This window comes from Rhodanobacter sp. KK11 (genome assembly GCF_033345435.1).
In the GTDB taxonomy this organism is placed as follows: Bacteria; Pseudomonadota; Gammaproteobacteria; order Xanthomonadales; family Rhodanobacteraceae; genus Rhodanobacter.
This window is the reverse complement of sequence record NZ_JAWPMI010000006.1, coordinates 206,336-223,675: the sequence shown is the minus strand read 5'-3', so window position 1 is coordinate 223,675 and position 17,340 is coordinate 206,336. Positions and strand designations below refer to the sequence as shown.

Annotated in this window: 19 protein-coding genes; 5 read left to right on the top strand and 14 right to left on the bottom strand. The window is 69.5% G+C overall.

Annotated elements, in window-relative coordinates:
* Positions 1-48: 48 nt before the first annotated feature.
* The 10 genes from flgJ to R5H19_RS17695 form a co-directional block, all read right to left on the bottom strand.
* Positions 49-1,104, bottom strand: coding sequence for a flagellar assembly peptidoglycan hydrolase FlgJ (gene flgJ, locus R5H19_RS17740; protein WP_318160396.1), 1,056 nt, complete (start codon positions 1,102-1,104; stop codon positions 49-51).
* A 15-nt stretch (positions 1,105-1,119) separates the two neighbouring features.
* Positions 1,120-2,238: a flagellar basal body P-ring protein FlgI gene (locus R5H19_RS17735; protein ID WP_343230733.1), complete on the bottom strand. Its 1,119-nt coding sequence runs from the start codon at positions 2,236-2,238 to the stop codon at positions 1,120-1,122.
* Positions 2,239-2,372: 134 nt separating this feature from the next.
* On the bottom strand, positions 2,373-3,056 hold the full coding sequence (gene flgH, locus R5H19_RS17730; protein ID WP_318160393.1) for a flagellar basal body L-ring protein FlgH: 684 nt from the start codon (positions 3,054-3,056) through the stop codon (positions 2,373-2,375).
* 11 nt (positions 3,057-3,067) lie between these two features.
* Entirely contained in the window at positions 3,068-3,853 is a 786-nt protein-coding gene (gene flgG / locus R5H19_RS17725) for a flagellar basal-body rod protein FlgG (protein ID WP_318160391.1), read from the bottom strand.
* Positions 3,854-3,902: 49 nt separating this feature from the next.
* Positions 3,903-4,643, bottom strand: a complete 741-nt coding sequence (flgF, locus tag R5H19_RS17720) for a flagellar basal-body rod protein FlgF (protein WP_318160390.1) — start codon at positions 4,641-4,643, stop codon at positions 3,903-3,905.
* Between the two features lie 47 nt (positions 4,644-4,690).
* Positions 4,691-5,914, bottom strand: a complete 1,224-nt coding sequence (gene flgE / locus R5H19_RS17715; RefSeq protein WP_318160389.1) for a flagellar hook protein FlgE — start codon at positions 5,912-5,914, stop codon at positions 4,691-4,693.
* Between the two features lie 36 nt (positions 5,915-5,950).
* A complete protein-coding gene (locus R5H19_RS17710; protein ID WP_318160388.1) occupies positions 5,951-6,589 on the bottom strand; it encodes a flagellar hook assembly protein FlgD in 639 nt (212 codons plus the stop codon).
* A gap of 34 nt (positions 6,590-6,623) precedes the next feature.
* Positions 6,624-7,040 (bottom strand): flagellar basal body rod protein FlgC, encoded by a 417-nt coding sequence (gene flgC / locus R5H19_RS17705; RefSeq protein WP_318160387.1) that lies wholly within the window; start codon positions 7,038-7,040, stop codon positions 6,624-6,626.
* On the bottom strand, positions 7,040-7,444 hold the full coding sequence (gene flgB / locus R5H19_RS17700) for a flagellar basal body rod protein FlgB (RefSeq protein WP_318160386.1): 405 nt from the start codon (positions 7,442-7,444) through the stop codon (positions 7,040-7,042). The genes flgC and flgB overlap by 1 nt, the downstream gene beginning before the upstream one ends.
* A 169-nt stretch (positions 7,445-7,613) precedes the next feature.
* Entirely contained in the window at positions 7,614-8,552 is a 939-nt protein-coding gene (locus R5H19_RS17695; protein WP_318160385.1) for a chemotaxis protein, read from the bottom strand.
* Positions 8,553-8,780: 228 nt separating this feature from the next.
* On the opposite strand from R5H19_RS17695, the gene R5H19_RS17690 reads away from it, so the two are divergent.
* The 5 genes from R5H19_RS17690 (at position 8,781) to R5H19_RS17670 (ending at position 13,069) form a co-directional block, all read left to right on the top strand.
* A complete protein-coding gene (locus tag R5H19_RS17690; protein ID WP_318160384.1) occupies positions 8,781-10,085 on the top strand; it encodes a methyl-accepting chemotaxis protein in 1,305 nt (434 codons plus the stop codon).
* Positions 10,082-10,813 carry a flagellar basal body P-ring formation chaperone FlgA gene (gene flgA / locus R5H19_RS17685; RefSeq protein ID WP_318160383.1) on the top strand — a complete coding sequence of 244 codons (732 nt, stop codon included), beginning with the start codon at positions 10,082-10,084 and terminating at the stop codon, positions 10,811-10,813. The genes R5H19_RS17690 and flgA overlap by 4 nt, the downstream gene beginning before the upstream one ends.
* A 99-nt stretch (positions 10,814-10,912) precedes the next feature.
* Entirely contained in the window at positions 10,913-11,236 is a 324-nt protein-coding gene (gene flgM, locus R5H19_RS17680; RefSeq protein WP_318160382.1) for a flagellar biosynthesis anti-sigma factor FlgM, read from the top strand.
* Complete coding sequence (locus R5H19_RS17675; protein ID WP_318160381.1) at positions 11,233-11,679, top strand: flagellar protein FlgN; 447 nt, start codon at positions 11,233-11,235, stop codon at positions 11,677-11,679. The genes flgM and R5H19_RS17675 overlap by 4 nt, the downstream gene beginning before the upstream one ends.
* Before the next feature lie 103 nt (positions 11,680-11,782).
* Positions 11,783-13,069, top strand: a complete 1,287-nt coding sequence (locus tag R5H19_RS17670; protein WP_318160380.1) for an HDOD domain-containing protein — start codon at positions 11,783-11,785, stop codon at positions 13,067-13,069.
* 18 nt (positions 13,070-13,087) lie between these two features.
* Here R5H19_RS17670 and R5H19_RS17665 read toward each other — a convergent pair whose 3' ends face one another.
* The 4 genes from R5H19_RS17665 to R5H19_RS17650 form a co-directional block, all read right to left on the bottom strand.
* Positions 13,088-14,122, bottom strand: a complete 1,035-nt coding sequence (locus R5H19_RS17665; protein ID WP_318160378.1) for a TMEM43 family protein — start codon at positions 14,120-14,122, stop codon at positions 13,088-13,090.
* Positions 14,122-14,994: an MBL fold metallo-hydrolase gene (locus tag R5H19_RS17660; protein WP_318160376.1), complete on the bottom strand. Its 873-nt coding sequence runs from the start codon at positions 14,992-14,994 to the stop codon at positions 14,122-14,124. The genes R5H19_RS17665 and R5H19_RS17660 overlap by 1 nt, the downstream gene beginning before the upstream one ends.
* Positions 14,995-15,329: 335 nt before the next feature.
* Positions 15,330-17,069, bottom strand: coding sequence for a gamma-glutamyltransferase (gene ggt / locus R5H19_RS17655; protein ID WP_318160374.1), 1,740 nt, complete (start codon positions 17,067-17,069; stop codon positions 15,330-15,332).
* Complete coding sequence (locus R5H19_RS17650) at positions 17,066-17,326, bottom strand: YfhL family 4Fe-4S dicluster ferredoxin (RefSeq protein WP_318160373.1); 261 nt, start codon at positions 17,324-17,326, stop codon at positions 17,066-17,068. The genes ggt and R5H19_RS17650 overlap by 4 nt, the downstream gene beginning before the upstream one ends.
* Positions 17,327-17,340: the final 14 nt, after the last annotated feature.

Genomic DNA, 17,340 nt, shown 5'->3' with positions numbered 1-17,340 from the left:
CCGCCGGAACGGCACGGCCTGTGGTCACGGTAACGGCCGGGCGGGTGTTCACTTGAATTCACCCGACGGTCGCAGTGCCGCCAGCGCCTCGCGCATCTGCGGGCTGTTGGCGATCGCGGTGAGCTTGGCGGCGTAGGCCGGGTCGGTCGCGTAGCCGCCGCGCACCAGCGCCCGCGCGAAGCCGGCGACGTTCTCGCCCTGGCCCAGCGCCGGCGCGTAGCGCGGGCTGTCGGCCAGCAGGCGCGCGTAGTCGGCGAACGATTCGGCCGGCGAGTCGTAGGCGCGGAAATGGTCCCGCCGGCGCACCGCCACGCCGTTCTCGTACTCCAGCGTGGGCACGCTGACCTTGTCGCCGCCCCAGTTGCTGCCGGCCTTGATGCCGAACAGGTTGTTGCTGCTGCCGCCGTCACCGTGGCGGGGCAGGTGCTTGCCCCAACCGGTTTCCAGCGCCGCCTGCGCCAGCAGCGCGCGCACCGAGACGCCGAGCTGCTTCGCCGCCTGCTCGGCGTGCGGCGCCAGTGCGCGGACGAAGCCGACCGGGTCGCCGCCCGGCAGCAGCTGCGCCGCGGCGCCGGCCACATCCAGTGCGCCCTGCGCCATGCGGTCCAGCACCTGGCTCCATGCCGAGCCGGCGTCGGCCGTCGACGGCATCGCCATGAGGCCGACCGGTGCGTCAGTCGCCTCGTCGTCGGCGCCCAGGTGCAGCAATGCGCGCACGTTGGCGTTGGGCACGCCGGCGACGGGCATCGGCAGCGGGCCGTGGGCGTCGGTGGCGGCAGCCGGCTTGCCGCCAAGCTGGCGCACCAGCATCTTCGCAATGCCCAGGCCGTTGTTGCCGTTGGCCAGGCTCAGCGCGAGCTGGTGGTCGAACATCTCGCGGTACGAGTCGACCTGCTCGCTGCCGGCCAGGTCGCTGCCCATGCCGGCGCCGGCGTCGCGCATCGACTTCAGCATCATCTGGGTGAAGATCGCTTCGAACTGCTTCGCCACCGCCGGCAACGCGCTCTTGCCGTCGTCGCTGCGCGCCTGCGCGCGCAGCTGCTGGAAGCCGGACAGTTCGGTCCAGGTGTCCAGTGCAGGCGAGGCGGGATTCAGCGGCGTCATGGCGTCGTTCCCTGCTCAGATCACGACCAGATCGGCATGCAGCGCACCAGCCTGCTTCAGCGCCTGCAGGATCGAGATCAGGTCGCTCGGCGTGGCACCGACCTGGTTCACCGCGCGCACGATGGCGTCCAGGCTGACGCCTGGGCCGAACTTGAACATGTGTGCGCCCTCTTCGCTGACCTGCACGCTGCTGCTGGGCACGATCGCGGTCTTTCCCCGGCTGAACGGCGCCGGCTGGCTGACCTGCGCCTGCTCGCCGATGGTGACCTGGATCGCGCCGTGCGCCACCGCCGCGGCGCTGACCCGCACGTCGGAACCGATCACCACGGTACCGGTGCGCGAGTTGACGATGATCCGCGCCGGCGCGTCGCCCGGCTGCACGTCGAGGTTCTGGATCGCGCCCAGCCATGCCACTTTCTGCGCGGGGTCCTGCGGTCCGCGCACGGACACCGAACCGCCGTCGAGCGGCTGTGCGGTGCCGGCGCCATAAGCGAGGTTGATCGCCGTGGCGATCCGCGTGGCGGTGGTGAAATCGGCGGTGTTGAGGTTCAGCATCAGGTCGCCGCCGCCGCTGAACGACGAGGGCACCGTGCGCTCCACCGAGGCGCCGTTCGGGATGCGCCCGCTGGCGGAGATGTTCACCTGCACGCTGGAACCGCTCTTGCCCTGCGCACTGACGCCACCGACCACCACGCTGCCCTGCGCCACCGCGTAGACGTTGCCGTCGGCGCCGCGCAACGGCGCCATCAGCAACTGGCCGCCGCGGATGCTCTTGGCGTTGCCGATCGAGGCGACGGTGACGTCGATGGTCTGGCCGGGCTTGGCGAACGGCGGCAGGTCCGCCGTCACCATCACCGCGGCGGCGTTCTTCAGCTGCGGCCGTGCGCTGGCCGGCACGGTGATGCCGAACTGCTGCAGCATGTTCTCCAGACTCTGGGTGGTGAACGGCGCCTGCGTGGTCTGGTCGCCCGAGCCGTCCAGGCCCACCACCAGACCGTAGCCGATCAGCTGGTTGCTGCGCACGCCGGCCACCTGCACCAGGTCGCGGATCTTGTCGGCGTGGGCGGGGGCGACCAGTCCCAGCAAGAGCAGCAGAGCGGCCACCGGCAAGCTCTTCGCTTTGCGTGTGGCGATACCGGCGGGCAGTGCCCGCCCTACGTGCTCCCCGTGGGGCGGATGCTGTCCGTAGGGCGGGCACTGCCCGCCGCTTTCCGGCGAATGTGCCTCGCCCGGAGCGGAAACACACGGAACGGCGCGCGCGGCTTTCATCAGAACGGCATCCACTTCGAATTGAAGAAGCGCGACAGCCAGCCGCGCGTGTTCGCGTCGGCCAAGGTGCCTCGGCCGGTGTAGCTGATGCGCGCGTCGGCGACGCGGGTGGACGGCACCACGTTGTCCTGGCCGATGTCCTGCGGGCGCACGATGCCGGAGATGCGCACCAGCTCCTGGCCCTGGTTGATGGTCAGCCACTTCTCGCCGCGCACCAGCAGGTTGCCGTTGGACAGGCGCTGCGCCACGGTGACGGTGATCTGCCCGACCAGCTGGTTGCTCTGCGTGCTGGAACCGGCGCCATCGAAGCTGCGCTCGCCGTCCAGCCCGATGTTCGCCACCTTGCCGCCGATCGACAGGTTCTGGCCGAGCACGGTGGGCGAGGCGATGTTGGCCTTGTCGGTCTTGCTGGTGCTGGTGGTGGCCTTCTTGCTGGCCTGGGTGCTCTCCACCAGCGCCACGGTGAGGATGTCGCCGACGCGGTGCGCGCGCGGATCGGCGAACAGTTCCATGTTCTGCTGGTCGTGATAGATCGAGCCGTCGGCCTGCGCCGGCGCGACCTGCTGCGCGGACGGCGGCGTCGGCGCCCACTCGGCATCGTCGTGCGCGCGCGGGCCGCTGGCGCAGCCGGCCAGCAGGGCCAGCGCGCACAGCACGAGGGGGAAACGGCAACGGTCCAGCATCACGGTGTGCCTCAGGTCTTGTTGGTGAGGAACTGCAGCATCGAGTCGGCGGCGGACACTGCCTTGGAGTTCATCTCGTAGGTGCGCTGGGTTTCGATCATGTTGACCATCTGCTCCACCACGTTGACGTTGGAGCTTTCCAGCGCGCCCTGCGCCAGCGTGCCCAGGCCGTTCAGGCCGGGCTGGCCGATCTGCGGCGAGCCGCTGGAGGCGGTTTCGAGATACAGGTTGTCGCCGTTCGGCTGCAGGCCGGCGGGGTTGATGAAGTCGGCCAGCTGCACGGTGCCGATCTGCTGCGTCGCGGCCTGGCCCGGCACGCTCACGCTGACGGTGCCGTCGCTGCCGATGGTGATGCTCTGCGCGTTGGCCGGCACGCTGATGGCCGGGTCCAGCGGGTAACCGTTGGCGGTAACGATCTGCCCGTTCTGGTCCATGTGCAGCGAGCCGTCGCGGGTATAGGCGATGCTGCCGTCGGGCATGGTCACCTGCAGGAAACCGCGGCCCTGCACGGCCAGGTCCAGCGAGTTGCCGGTCTGCTCGATGTTGCCCTGGGTGAACAGCTTCTCGCTGCCGGCCACGCGCACGCCGGTGCCCAGCATCAGGCCGGACGGTGCCTGGGTCTGCTCGGTGGTCTGCCCGCCGGGCTGGCGCAGGTTCTGGTAGACCAGGTCCTGGAACGAGGCGCGCGCGCTCTTGTAGCCGGTGGTGTTGGCGTTGGCGAGGTTGTTCGAGATCACGTCCATGCGCGTCTGCTGCGCATCGAGGCCGGTCTTGGCTACCCACAGGGATGAGAACATGTCGAAGAACTCCGAATGGACGTCTGGATGTCTGGATGAATGCCGAAGATCAGGTCATCTGCAGCAGGCGCGAGGCCGACTGCGCGTTTTCGTCGGCGCTGTGGATGGCGCGGATCTGCAGCTCGTACTGGCGCGACAGCTGGATCATCTGCACCAGTGTCTGCGCCGGGTTGACGTTGCTGGACTCGAGCACGCCGGACTTCAGGGTGACCGCCGGATCCGTGTCCACCGTGCCGCCGCCGCTCAGGTGCATCAACCCGTCGCTGCCCAGCGCAAGCTGCTCGGCGGCCGGGTTGACCAGCTTGATGCGGCCGACCGCGGCGATCGTCTCCGGACCCTGCCCCATCGGCACCACCGACACGGTGCCGTCGGCGCCGATGTTCACGTGTGCGCTCTGCGGCACGCTGATCGGACCGCCGTCACCCAGCACCAGGTTGCCGCGGGCATCGGTGAGCAGGCCGTCGGGGGTCAGCCGCAGCTCGCCGGCACGGGTATAGCCTTCGCCGCCGTCGGCACTCTGCACCGCGATCCAGCCCGGGCCCTGCACCGCCACGTCCAGCTCGCGGCCGGTCTCGATCTGGCCGCCCTCGCGCATGTCCACGCCCAGCCCCTGCGCCACGCCGTTGATCCGCGTGGGCAGGCCCGGGCCCTGCACCGCCAGCGGCTGGAAGGCCGACAGCTGCGCCTTGAAACCGACCGTGTCGGCGTTGGCCAGGTTGTGCGCCACCTCCGACTGCTCGCGCATCATCTGCGTGGCACCGGTCATGGCGACGTAAAGCGAACGATCCATGGGAAACCTCGATGCACTCTCCCGACGCGGCGGGAGAATGCGTCACGTCAATTGCGGATGTTGATGATGGTCTGGGTCAGCTGGTTGTCGGTGGAGATCACCTGCGCATTGGCCTGGTAGTTGCGCTGCGCCTTGATCATGTTGACCAGCTGCGCGGTGAGGTCGGCGGTGTTGGACGCCTCCAGCGCGCCGGCCTGCACGCTGCCGAAGGTGCCGTTGCCGGCCGCGCCCATGACAGGTGCGCCGGAGTCGTAGGAAGCGGCCCAGTTGGTGTTGTCCAGCTGGCGCAGGCCCTGCTCGTTGGAAAACTGCGCCAGCGCGAGCTGGCCGAGCGCGGTGGTCTGGCCGTTGGAATACTTGGCCTGCACCACGCCTTCGCGGGACACGTCGATGCTGGACAGGATGCCGGTCGGGTAGCCGTCCTGGTTGATCGCGCTGGCCGCGTAGGCGTTGCCGAACTGGGTGGCCTTGCTCATGTCCAGGTTGAGCTGCATCGGGTCGGCACCGGGGCTGACCGACACCGCCGGGAAGTTCAGCATCCCGTTTGCCGGCGCAACCAGCGCACCGCTGCTGTTGAAGGTGAGCTGCTGCGACGGACCGGTCGAGGCGCCGTCGATGTACAGGTTGGCATTCCACACGTTGGCCGCCGGGTCCTTGACGAAATACACCACGCCGCTGTGGGTGGCACCAAGCGAGTCGTAGGCGGTGAACGGCGTAGCCTGGTTGTAGCTCGACGGATCGTTGAGCGGATCGAACGCGGTGGCCGGTGGCGTGGCGTCCGACGGCAGGTTCAGCGACATCCGCACGGCGCCGGTGGCCCTGGCCGCATTCTGCGCGGTGAACAGCTGCAGGTCGGTCAGCGTGCTGGTGTCGAAGCCGCCCCCGGCGACCGCCGGGAACACCTGCAGGCGCTGGCCGCTGGCATTCATCACGTAGCCGTTCTGGTCCTTCTGGAATGCGCCGGCGCGGGTGTAGGAATAACCCTTGCCGTCGCGCACGGTGAAGAAGCCGTCGCCGCTGAGGGCGAAGTCCAGGCTGTTGTTGGTGGTCTCGACGCTGCCGGCGGTGAACTGCTGCGCCACATTGGTCAGCCGCACGCCGCTGCCGGTCTGGCTGGAACTGAGGTTGGGGCCGGCGGCGTTGAACAGCTCGGCGAACTGCGTGCGCGAGCCCTTGAAGCCGGTGGTGGCGGTGTTGGCGATGTTGTTGGCGGTAACCTCCAGATCCTTCGAGGCCGCGTTGAGACCGCTCAAGGCAATGTTGAAAGGCATCGGGTAATTCCTCTGTGTTGAAGCCCCGCGGGGCCATCAGTTGATCTGCGCGACCTGACTCAGCAGGACCCCGCCAAAACCGTCCACGTCCAGATAGGTGCCGTCGCTGCCGGTCATGCCCACGCCATTGACCTTGCCGCTGACATAGGTAGCCACGGCGGTGTTGCCGGCCTGCGCGGCCAAGCCGTAGGTACCCGGCGCCAACGGCTCGCCGCTGTCGCCGATGCCGTCCCAGTGGAAGCGCACCAGGCCCGCCGCCGGCGTGCCCAGGCTGATCGTGCGCAGCACGTTGCCGGCGGAGTCGCTGATCTTCACCAGCACCTGGCCGCCGCCGTCGGGCACGTTCACCGCACCGTCCAGGCCGCCGTCGCGCAGCGTGCCGGCCGCGGACGGCACCACCACGCTGCGCCCCACCATGCCGCTGGCCTGCAGGATCTGGTTGCCCTGCAGCGCGGCACTGAGGCCGTCGAACGAGCTCTGCAGCGCCTGCGTCGCCGAGACCTGGCTGATCTGCGCCAGCTGGCTGACCATCTGTGACGAATCCATCGGCTTGGTCGGGTCCTGGTTGCGCATCTGCTGGGTCAGCAGGCTGAGGAAATCGGCCTGGCTAAGCGCCTTGTCCTTGCCCGCGCTGACCGCCTGCGCGGCACTGGCACCCACGTTGGAAACATTCATGCCGCTCATGCCGTGTGCCTCATCGGTTGCCGCCTCACTTGCCCAGGTCCAGCGTCTTCTGCATCAGCTGGCGGGTGGAATTCATCACCTCGACGTTGTTCTGGTACGAACGCGAGGCGGAGATCATGTTGACCAGCTCATCCACCGGGTTGACGTTGCTGCTGTAGACGTAGCCGTCGGCGTCGGCCAGCGGGTTGCCGGGTTCGTAGCGGCTGGGGATCGCCGCCTGGCTCTCGGTGACGCCGAGCACCTGCACCCCTTCGCCCGGCGCACTGCCACCGTCCACACGGTTCTTCACCGTGGCGAACAGCGGTTCGCGTGCGCGGTAGGCCGCTTCCGGCGTGGTGGCCACGCTGTCGGCGTTGGCGAGGTTGCTGGCCACCGTGTTCAGGCGCAGCGACTGCGCCGCCATGCCGGAACCGGCCACATTGAAGATCGAGAACAGTGACATCAGCCCTGGCCTCCGTTGATGGCCATGCGCAGCATGCGGATCTGCGCGGTGATGAAGGACAGGCTGGCCTGGTAGTGCACGCCGTTGGCGGCGAACGCAGCCTGCTCGGCCTGCGCGTCGACGGTGTTGCCGTCCATGCTGGGCTGGGTCGGCACGCGGTACGCCAGGGCGCCGTCCGCCGCCTGCCCGCTCGCCCCGATCTGGCCCGCGGTGGTGGTCTGCAGGGACAGGTTGCCTGCGCCGCCGCCGGCATCCGCCAGCGCCTTGCGGAAGTCGATGTCGCGAGCCAGGTAGCCGGGCGTGTCGGCATTGGCCAGGTTGTTGGCCAGCACCTCGGTACGACGCTGCCACAGGTCCAGCGCCCGGGTATGGATGCCGAACAGGTTGTCAGGGGTCAGGCTCATCGCTTCGCTCCGCGTGCAGTTGCCGCACGGAGCCGGAGGCAAATTGCATGCCACTGCGGGGGAAGCGTTGCTGCGGCTGGGCTGGCGCGGCAGCCGCCGATTTGCCGCGGATGCCGGCTGCGGGCAAAGACGGATTGTTGACGCTAGCTGCCGCGGGCCACGGCGGGCATCACTCCGCCGGCGTTTCCGCCGGCTGCGGCAACAGTTCCAGCACCGCCTGCGCCAGCAGGTCCGGCTGGAATTTGGCGACGAAGGCGTCGGCCTTGACCTCCTTCACCATCGCCTCGTTGAAGATGCCGCTGAGCGAACTGTGCAGCACCACCTTGAGTTGGCGCAGCCCCGGCGCCTCGCGGATCGCCCGGGTCAGCGCGTAGCCGTCCAGGCGCGGCATCTCGATATCCGACACCACCAGCTTGACCCCGTCGGCAGGATCGCCCGCCGCAAGCTCCAGCAGGCGGTCGAGCGCCTCGCGACCGTCCGTCGCCACCACGCATTCGATGTTCATCTGCCGGAACAGGTTGACCAGCCGGCGGCGCACGATCAGCGAGTCGTCGACCAGCATCACCCGCCGCGGAGCCAGTGGATGGGCGCCGGCGACACGCTGCATCTGCACGGACAGCTCGGCCGGCGCCGCGTCGATGCTGGCCAGCACGTGTTCCACGTCGACCACCGCCATCAGCGCGCCGTCGATGCGGGTCACCGCATTGACCCGCGCGCCGAAGCCCAGGTTGCTCGGCGGCGCCACCAGCGTCTCGCCCGCGCACTGCACCATGCGCTGCAGGTCCGCCACCAGGAAGCCCTGCAGCGAGCGGCTGAACTCGGTCACCATCAGGTGCGCCGACGCCACGTCGCGCAGCGGCGCGTAGCCCAGCGCGGCGGCCAGGTCGATCACCGGGATGGTCTGCCCGCGGTAATCGCAGCTGCCGGCCAGCAAGGCGTGCACGCCCGGCATGCGCTCCAGCGGCGGGCGGCGCAGCACCTCGCGCACCTTGAACACGTTGATGCCGAACAGCTGTTCGTCGCCCAGCCGGAACAGCAGCATGGCCACGCGGTTGTGCCCGGCCAGCCGGGTGTGCTGCTCCACTTTTTCCAGCAACGTGCCGACCATGCGGCCTCCTCGGGTGCGTTGCCGCCGCGGCGGCCGTACGCGGTGGCTATCGGCCGCGACACGGCAGGCTTGAGTGCCGCCGCGGCCTGCTTCCTTGCCCCGGCAAGGCGTGGAGTGGGGTCTGCCCTGCGTCGGGGTGGCATGCGGTTTGCTTCCTCAAGTTCCGGAAGTTTTTGTCGATGCAGCGGTTGCACTCCCGCCCCACGTAGCCAAGGTGACGTCCGCCCCATGAGCCTGATCTGGAACCACCACATCACTGCACTGGTGGAGGCCGCCGCCGCAGGCGACGACGCGCAAGTCGCCGCGCTGCGCCGCAGGTACCCGCGCGCGGCACGCGCCCTGGCGCCCTTGCTGGCGCGCATGGCCAGCCGCCCGCCCGCCTCCGTGGCGCTGCAGACGGTGGAGCAGCAGAGCCTGGTGCTCGGCGCGGTGCAGCAGCTGTCGCGCGAGCAGGCGGCGCTGGAGAAGGCCGCCGGCGAAGGCCGCGGCAGCGTCGATCGTTTGACGGATGGCAGCGCCGGTATCTCGACGGCACTGCAGCAGATCGGCGCCGACCTCGACCGGGCCAGCCAGGCCGGACAGGCCGGCGAACGCAGTGTCAGCGAGCTCGACGGCCAGCTGCGGCTGCTGCGCAGCGCGCTGTCGGCGATGAACCGCAACCAGAGCAAGCTGGCCGAACAGGTCGCGCAGATCCGCAAGCTGACCGGCGTGGTGCAGGAGATCGCGCACCAGACCAATCTGGTGGCGCTGAACGCGGCGATCGAGGCCGCGCGTGCCGGCGAGGCGGGCCGCGGTTTCGCCGTGGTCGCCGACGAGGTCAAGCAGCTGGCGGAAAAAACCACGCTCGCCACCACCGAGATCGAGACCGTCACCGGCTCGATCGGCGACTTCTCGCTGCAACTGGACGGCGACGTGCAGCACGGCCTGCAGCAGCTCGAACGCGCGCAGGCCGGCATCGGTCGCTCCGGCGCCACCCTGAGCGAGGGCGGCGAAGTCCTGCGGGCCGCCAGCGGGCGCATCCACAAGCTGCAGCAGAACCACGACGCGCAGCACGCACGCGCCACCGCGGCCCAGGCCGCGCTCGGCGCGCTGCAGCGCCGGGGCAACGAGGCGCGCCGCCAGTCCGACGCACTGCATCGCGCCGCCCTGCTGGCCCACCGGCTGGGACTGGACTGGCTGGAAGGCGTAAGCGGCAACGACCCGGCCAGCCTCAGCCTGACCCTGCGCGAGGCGTCCCTCAACCTGCGCCAGGCGATGGAACTGGCGCTGCTGGAACCGAGCGCCCTGGACCGGCGCTGGTTCGACACCCACGCGATCAACCGCAGCACCGACCGGCTGGGTGCCCTGTACCGGAGCCACCCCGCCAGCGCCGGCCTGGGCGACAGCGGCGCCCGGCTGTGCGAACAGGGCGACCGCTTCGTCGCGCTGCTGTGCGACGGCCAGCTCGAACAGGCCACCGCGCTGTCGCAGCAGACGGAATCCGGACGCGAAGCCCTGCTGGGGCAACTCGGCGCCCTGCTGGCGGACGCATGACGCTGCGACTGGCCACCGCCACCGGCTTGCTGGCCACCATGCTGTGGTTCGGCGCGCCGTGGCCGCAAGCCGCCCGAGCCGAAAACGCCGCGGCTGCGACGCAATCCCCCGACAGCGTGCGCGCCGCGGCCGAGCAGGCCCTGCACGAGCGCTACGCACTGCCGGGTAGCCGCGTGGTGGTCAGCTCCGCGCCGCTGGACCTGCGCCTGCGCCTGGATGCCTGCCGCGAACCGCTGCGTGCCGTGATTTCCCCCTACGCGGCAGCGGCTCCGCACATGACGGTGCGGGTGCAGTGCCCACAGCCCGGTGGCTGGACCGTGCGGGTGCCGCTGCAACTGCAGCTGTTCCGCAACGTGCTGGTGACCAGCCGCCCGCTGCTGCGCGGCGACGGCCTGGACGTCGCGGACGTGCGCGCGGAAGAGCGGGACGTCACCCGGCTCGGCTACGGCTACCTCGAGAATCTCGCCCAGGTGGCCGGCCGCACCCTGGCCCGGTCACTGCCTGCCGGCAGCGTGCTCTCGCCCGGCGCGCTGGGTGGCCGTCGCATGGTGCGGGCCGGCGACCGCGTCGAAATGGTGGCCCGGCTCGACGGCATCGAGGTACGCGCGGCCGGCGTGGCGATGGGCAGCGGCGACAACGGCGCCCGCCTGCGGGTGCGCAACGAAAACTCGGGCAAGGTGGTCGAGGCGATGGTCAGCGCCCCCGGCGTGGTGGTCGCACTGCCATGAGCACCCACGCCCCCGTACCCGAACAGCTTTTACCCTAAAGTTTCCGCGACACCGGCCGATCCTGTGGCTACAGGGCCACACCGCAGCGAGAACGGACCCATGAATACGACCATTCCCAACAACGGCTTGCCGAAATTCACGCAGGCTGCCGGCAGCCCGGGCAACGGCCCGGCCACGACGGCCGCCGGCCCGGCGGAGTCCGCCGCGGCTGCGCCCAAGGCCGGCGACCAGCTCAAGCTGACCGACTCGGCCCTCGCGCTGCAGCAGGCCGCCCGCACCGACGACAGCTCCGCGATCGACGTGCCGCGGGTGGAACGCCTGCGCCAGGCGTTGGCCGACGGCAGCTACAAGGTCGATGCCGGGCACATCGCCGACCGCATGCTCGCGCTGGAACAGCAGCTCGGCGGCACGGACAAGGCATGAACCGGCAGCTGCAGCACGAACTGGACGACGCGTTCGCGGCGGTACTGGGCGAGATGCAGCAAGCAGTCGATCGGCTCGCGCAGGTGCTCGAGGCCGAGCGCGCCGCGCTGGACGCACGCGACAACGAGGCGCTGGACCAGGCCGGCACGCACAAGCAGGCGCTGATGCTGCAACTGGAGCAGCTCGACGCCGAGCGCCAGCAGCTGGCCTCGGAGCGACCGGCCGCGGCAGCCGCGGCGGCGACCGGCTGGAGCCGGATCGTGCAGCGGCTGCAGTACTGCCACCTGCTCAACCAGCGCAACGGCAGTGTGGTCAGCCAGCGGCTGAGCCAGACGCGCCGGGCGCTGGCGGTGCTGACCGGCCATGCCGGCGAAAACGAACTGTACGGCCGCTCCGGCGAGCTACGCGCCAGCCTGCGCTCGCAGGTGCTGGCCGCGGTATGACTTCGGACGGGCGATCCCGCCGCCGGCCCGCGCCGATGATCTTTCCACCGATCGCGATGCTGCCGCCCCCGGCATGCCCTCGCACTGACCGCGACGACCGACCATGAGCCATCCGAACGCCTCCACCGCTGTCTCCTCTTCTGCCGGCGCGCCGGGCCTCGATGGACTGTCCGCATCGACGCCGCTGCCGGTACTGCGCGTGCCGATGCTCGACCGCGAACGCCAGTTGTTCGCCTACGAGATCGTGTTCCATCGCGAACCGGGCGACGAGCAGACTCTGCTGCAGCGCGTGCTGTCGACCATCACGGATGGCGCGCTGACCCGGCTGGTGCGCGGCAACCGCGCATTCCTCAACATGCCGGCCGAACTGCTGCCGGAAGACTCCGACGTGCTGCTGCACCAGCCGCGCCTCGGCGTGGTGCTGCAGCCGCACGTGGCCAACGATGCAGCGCTGATGAAGCGCCTGCAGCAGATGGCGCAGCGCGGCTGCCAGTTCATGCTCGACGTGACCGACGCCGACCTGCAAAGCAGTCGGCCGCTCGAAACGCTGCTGCAGATGGTGCAACTGGTACGGCTGGACGCCAGCTACCTGGCGCCGGAGCGGTTGAAAGAGCACGCCGGGCACCTGCGGCTGCGGGGCATCCAGGTGGTGGCCGGCCAGGTCAACGACCATCCCACCTACGAACGTTGCCTCGAGCTTCCGCTGGAAGCGATCCAGGGACGTTACCTGCTGATCCCGCAACCGGTGGCGGTGCCGGTGCTCACCGCCAACCGGCTGAGCATGCTGCGCCTGATGCGCGTGCTGCAGGAAAGCAATCCCGGGCCGGTCGAGCTGGGCAACATCATCCGCGACGACGCGGTACTCAGCTACAAGCTGCTCAGCTGCGTCAACTCGGCCTACTTCGCGCTGCCGCGGCAACTGAAGTCGGTGCAGCAGGCGGCGATCTTCTTCGGCGTCACCCGCATGCGCAACTGGATCGACACCATGGCCATGTGCAGCATGGACGACCGTCCGCCGGAGCTGCTGCGCGCCGCGCTGATCCGCGCCCACATGTGCGAGAAGCTGGCCACCGGCATGCCCAACGGCTATCCGGAGATGGCCTTCACCGTGGGCCTGTTCTCACTGCTCGACACCCTGATGTGCGCGCCGATGGAGTTCCTGCTGACCCACCTGCGTTTGGTGCCGGAGATCAGCGACGCGCTGACCGGCCGCGGCGGCCCGTTCGCGCCGCTGTTGCAGCAGATCCTCGCCTGGGAAGCCGGCGAGCTGACCAGCGAACACGCCGTGCCGCAGCGCATCCAGCGCATGGCCACGATCTACCTGGGCGCCACGCAGTGGGCCGACCAGGTGTTCGCGTCCGCCGGCGGCAAGGCGGCGGCCAGCGCATGAAGCGGCGCCGCCGTGTGCTCAGCGCGCGCGGTGCAGTCGCCACCCGGTGAGCAGCAGGCCGAGCAGTGTCAACGCCAGCCAGCCGAACATGGTCAGCGTGTCGTCGCCGACCCAAAGCACGCTGGCCACGATGCCCACGACCAGCGCGCCCAGGCCAAGCGCCAGCAGCGGGTCGTGCCGGTTGCGCCGGGCCGCGAGCAGCATGAACGCGCCCAGCGACGCCAGCAGCACGGAGAGGATCCGCCAACTCAGCACGAACTCCGGCGGCACCGGCAGATCGGGAAAGATGTCCAGCACCGGCACGTCGCCGACCTGCACGACGAAACCCCTGCCGTCGGCGGCATCGGTGGCCGGGACCAGCCGGTCGCCGTCGACGCGGCCGACCACGGTCAGCTGCTGCAGGGGCACCTCGTTCCAGCTCACCCGCACGTCGCCCAGCCGCGGGTCGCCCGGCCGCGCACTGGTCACCAGATAATCCTGGTAACGGCTGAAACTCGCCGCCAGGTTCGCCGGCAGCGCCGCAGGATCCGGCGTGACCCGCTGCGTGCCCGGTATCGCGTGCAGCAGCTCGGGCCCCAGCGCGAACCCGCCGAGCCGGACCAGGCCGGCGTCGAACTGCTTGCCGTCGATCGGGAAACGGGTCGGGTTCGCGTGGCCCTGCGGCTGCTCGAAGCGGCTGGCGTCGAGCAAGTGGTCGACCCAGTCCAGTTCATAGTGCGCGCGGCCGCCGACACGCACTTCGCGCCACTGGAACATCTCCACGTGGCGCACCAGCACCGGGGTATCCACCAGCAGGTTGAAATCCGGGTCGCGCGGCGCCTCCACCACGGTCGGCGTGCCGACCACCCGCGCCATGGCGCCGTGCTGGCCGCCGCTCGGCGGCGAGTTCGTCCCCAGGTCGACCACCTCGCCGCCGTGCAGGCCGGCCACCGCGCGGTAGTTCAGCAGGCTGCGGGCAGTGGTCGCCACCAGGCCGATGCCGGCCAGCACCAGCAGAGCGCCGATGACGTCCAACGCCAGCCCGCGCATGGACACCTTCCTGCGCCAACTCATCAAGCCGCTCCGTCCTGCTGACGCGGCACGACGCCGCGCAACGCGCGCTGCTCGTCGGCGGTGCCGAAGCGGCCACGCTCGTCGCGGGTCACCCGCGCCAGCGCGCAGTCGTGGTCGTGGGTGAAGAACAGCTGTACGCCGCGCGCCAGCTTGTCTTCCAGGAACACGCGTTTCTCGTCGATCAGCTTCTCGGGATAGCGGTCGTAGCCCATGGTGATCGGCAGATGCACCCAGAAACGACCGGGGATCAGGTCGGCGCAGAACACCACGCCACCGACTTCGGCCAGCATCAGGCCGGGCGTGTGGCCGTCCGAAAAGAAGAAGCGCACCGACTCGCCCAGCGTCCGCGAATATTCGCCATCGACCAGCTCCAGCCGGCCGCTCGCTTCCAGTAGCGGCTGCAATTCCGGCACGAACGAGGCACGGTCGCGCGGATGCGGCTGCAGCGCGCGGCGCCAGTGCTCCGCGCCCACCACGAAATGCGCGTTCGGGAACAGCAGCCGCGGCGGCTGGCCCTCCTGCCATGCCGCCAGCAGGCCGCCGGCATGGTCGAAGTGCAGGTGCGACAGCACCACCACGTCGATGTCTTCGTGAGTGAGCCCGACCTCGGCCAGCGAGTCCAGCAGCACGTGCCGCGTCTCGACCACGCCGTAGCGCTCGCGCAGCGCCGGCTCGAAGAACGCGCCGATGCCAGTCTCGAACAGCACGTTGCGGCCCTCCAGACCCTTCACCAGCAGGCAGCGGCAGGCCAGCGGAATGCGGTTCTCCGCATCCGGCGCGATCCAGCGCGACCACAACGCCTTCGGCGCGTTGCCGAACATGGCGCCGCCATCGAGCTGCTGCGAATTGCCGAGCAGGGACCAGAGTTCCATTTCAAATACCTCGCGTTGCCGACGGATTCGCCGGGAGCGAATCCGGACGCCGCAGGTGGCCCCGTGCAACGCGCGGGGTGAGGCCCACGGAGGGGCCGAACCACATGGCGCCGCCGTCGAGTTGCTGCGAGTTGCCGGTGAGCGAAAACAATTCCATCGTCTGAACCTGCTGGGAACCTCGAAGAACCCGTGATCCGGGCCATTGTCCCGGCGGAAACCGGAACCCGGTGACTCTAATTCATTCAAACCCCGGGGCGCAGGACCCCGGCTTGACCGGCTTCGCAGTTGCAAGGCGTCGCACCGGGATGACGGGCAATGGCCGGCTGTTCGGACCCTCACTGCACCTTGCCCAGCCCCGACGGCCGGCGCGGGTCGCTGGCGGCGTCGAGCCGGTTGGCCTTGCGGTCCCAGGTCACCACGTTCATGAAGCCCCACGACTCGCGCGGCTTCAGCGTGTAGCCCATCTTCGTCAGCGCCTCGCTGGTGGCGGCATCGAAGGTGCCCTCTTCCACGTTCACCACGTCCGGCAGGTACTGGTGGTGGAAGCGCTTGTGCGCGGCGATCTGCTGCGCGCTCTGGCCATCGATGAAGTGCAGGATGCCCTCGAGCACCTGGGTGATGATGGTCGAGCCGCCGGGCGAACCGATCACCGCGGTGCGCTCGGCGCCGATCACGATGCTGGGCGACATCGACGACAGCATCCGCTTGCCCGGCGCCGGCGCGTTCGCCGTGCTGCCGAGCAGGCCGTACACGTTCGGCTTGTTCGGCACCAGCGCGAAGTCGTCCATCTCGTCGTTGAGCAGTACGCCGGTACCGGCGGCGACAAAACTTGAACCCATCGTGTAGTTCACCGTCGAGGTCACCGCCGCCATGTTGCCGTCGGCGTCGATGATCGAGAAATGCGTGGTGTGCATGCCCGGCTCGGGCGCCTCGGCGCGCGGCAGCATCGACGACGGCGTGGCCTTGTCGGGCAGGATGCCCTGGCGCAGGCCGGCGGCGTAGTACGGCGACAGCAGCATGTCCAGCGGCATCTGCACGAAATCCGGGTCGCCCAGGTAGTCGTTGTGGTCGCGGAACGCGCGGCGCATCGCCTCGACGATGTAGTGCACGCGCGTGGGCTGGTCCATCTTCGTCAGGTCGTAGCCGGACAGGATGTTGAGGATCTCGGCGATCGCCACGCCGCCGGACGAGGGCGGCGGCGCGGTGACGATCTTGTAGCCGCGGTAGTCCACGCTGATCGGCGTGCGTTCCTTCGCCTGATAGTTCGCCAGGTCGGCCAGCGTCCAGTTGCCGCCGGCCGCGCGCACCGCATCGACCAGCTTCTGCGCCGTCTCGCCGCGATAGAAGCCGTCGTCACCGTGTGCCGCGAGCAGTTCCAGCGTGCGCGCCTGATCCGGGTCGCGCCAGATCGCGCCTGCCACAGGCGGCTTGCCGTTCGGCAGGTACTTCGCAGCCGATGCCGGCCAGCGCTGCAGGTCCTTGTGTTCTTCGGCGATCGCATTGCGCAGGCGTACATCCGGTTCGAAACCGTCGCGGGCGATGCGGATCGCCGGCGCCAGCGACTGCTGCAGCGACAGGCGCCCATAGCGCTTGGCGATCAGTACCAGGCCGGCCGGCTGACCCGGGATGCCGGCCGACAACGGCCCCTTCAGCGCGGTGTCACGATTCGGGCTGCCGTCGGGGTTGAGATAATCCTTCGGGTTCACCGCCGCCGGCGCGGTCTCGCGCGCGTCGATGAAGATGTTGCGACCGTCCTGCGCCCGGTGCAGTACGGCCATGAAGCCGCCGCCGATGCCGGAGCTCTGCGGTTCCACCACCGACAGCGTGGCCGCCACTGCCACCGCCGCGTCGAACGCGTTGCCGCCCTTGGCCAGCACTTCGAGGCCGGCCTCGGTGGCATGGAAGTTCGCGCTGGCGATGGCCGCATGGCCGGGGCGCTGCTGCGCGGCATGGACCGCTGCGGCCGGTGCTGTCTTCGGTGTGCCGTCGGCGGCGAACGCGACGCCGCCGAGCAGCAGCAGGCTCAACGACAAGAGGCCCGACAGCGGCTGGCGCCAGCTCATGGAAAACCTCATGCCGCGGGCTCCTTCGCCATCAGCTGGCGGTACTTGAGCTCAAGCTGCTCGTGCGATTCGACGTGCTCCGGGTCGCTGATGATGCACTCGACCGGGCACACCACCACGCACTGCGGTTCGTCATGATGGCCGACGCATTCGGTGCACAGCGCCGGGTCGATCACGTAGAACTCCTCGCCCAGCGAGATGGCCTTGTTCGGGCAGACTGGTTCGCAGACGTCGCAATTGACGCAGGTGTCGAGGATTTTCAGGGACATGGGGCAAACGAAGA

Coding starts and splice junctions, on each gene's coding strand:
- flgJ (WP_318160396.1), bottom strand. CDS start 1,104: ATGACGCCGCTGAATCCCGCCTCGCCTGCACTGGACACCTGGACCGAA.
- flgH (WP_318160393.1), bottom strand. CDS start 3,056: ATGCTGGACCGTTGCCGTTTCCCCCTCGTGCTGTGCGCGCTGGCCCTG.
- flgG (WP_318160391.1), bottom strand. CDS start 3,853: ATGTTCTCATCCCTGTGGGTAGCCAAGACCGGCCTCGATGCGCAGCAG.
- flgF (WP_318160390.1), bottom strand. CDS start 4,643: ATGGATCGTTCGCTTTACGTCGCCATGACCGGTGCCACGCAGATGATG.
- flgE (WP_318160389.1), bottom strand. CDS start 5,914: ATGCCTTTCAACATTGCCTTGAGCGGTCTCAACGCGGCCTCGAAGGAT.
- R5H19_RS17710 (WP_318160388.1), bottom strand. CDS start 6,589: ATGAATGTTTCCAACGTGGGTGCCAGTGCCGCGCAGGCGGTCAGCGCG.
- flgC (WP_318160387.1), bottom strand. CDS start 7,040: ATGTCACTGTTCTCGATCTTCAATGTGGCCGGTTCCGGCATGGCGGCG.
- flgB (WP_318160386.1), bottom strand. CDS start 7,444: ATGAGCCTGACCCCTGACAACCTGTTCGGCATCCATACCCGGGCGCTG.
- R5H19_RS17695 (WP_318160385.1), bottom strand. CDS start 8,552: ATGGTCGGCACGTTGCTGGAAAAAGTGGAGCAGCACACCCGGCTGGCC.
- R5H19_RS17690 (WP_318160384.1), top strand. CDS start 8,781: ATGAGCCTGATCTGGAACCACCACATCACTGCACTGGTGGAGGCCGCC.
- flgA (WP_318160383.1), top strand. CDS start 10,082: ATGACGCTGCGACTGGCCACCGCCACCGGCTTGCTGGCCACCATGCTG.
- flgM (WP_318160382.1), top strand. CDS start 10,913: ATGAATACGACCATTCCCAACAACGGCTTGCCGAAATTCACGCAGGCT.
- R5H19_RS17675 (WP_318160381.1), top strand. CDS start 11,233: ATGAACCGGCAGCTGCAGCACGAACTGGACGACGCGTTCGCGGCGGTA.
- R5H19_RS17670 (WP_318160380.1), top strand. CDS start 11,783: ATGAGCCATCCGAACGCCTCCACCGCTGTCTCCTCTTCTGCCGGCGCG.
- R5H19_RS17665 (WP_318160378.1), bottom strand. CDS start 14,122: ATGAGTTGGCGCAGGAAGGTGTCCATGCGCGGGCTGGCGTTGGACGTC.
- R5H19_RS17660 (WP_318160376.1), bottom strand. CDS start 14,994: ATGGAACTCTGGTCCCTGCTCGGCAATTCGCAGCAGCTCGATGGCGGC.
- ggt (WP_318160374.1), bottom strand. CDS start 17,069: ATGAGGTTTTCCATGAGCTGGCGCCAGCCGCTGTCGGGCCTCTTGTCG.
- R5H19_RS17650 (WP_318160373.1), bottom strand. CDS start 17,326: ATGTCCCTGAAAATCCTCGACACCTGCGTCAATTGCGACGTCTGCGAA.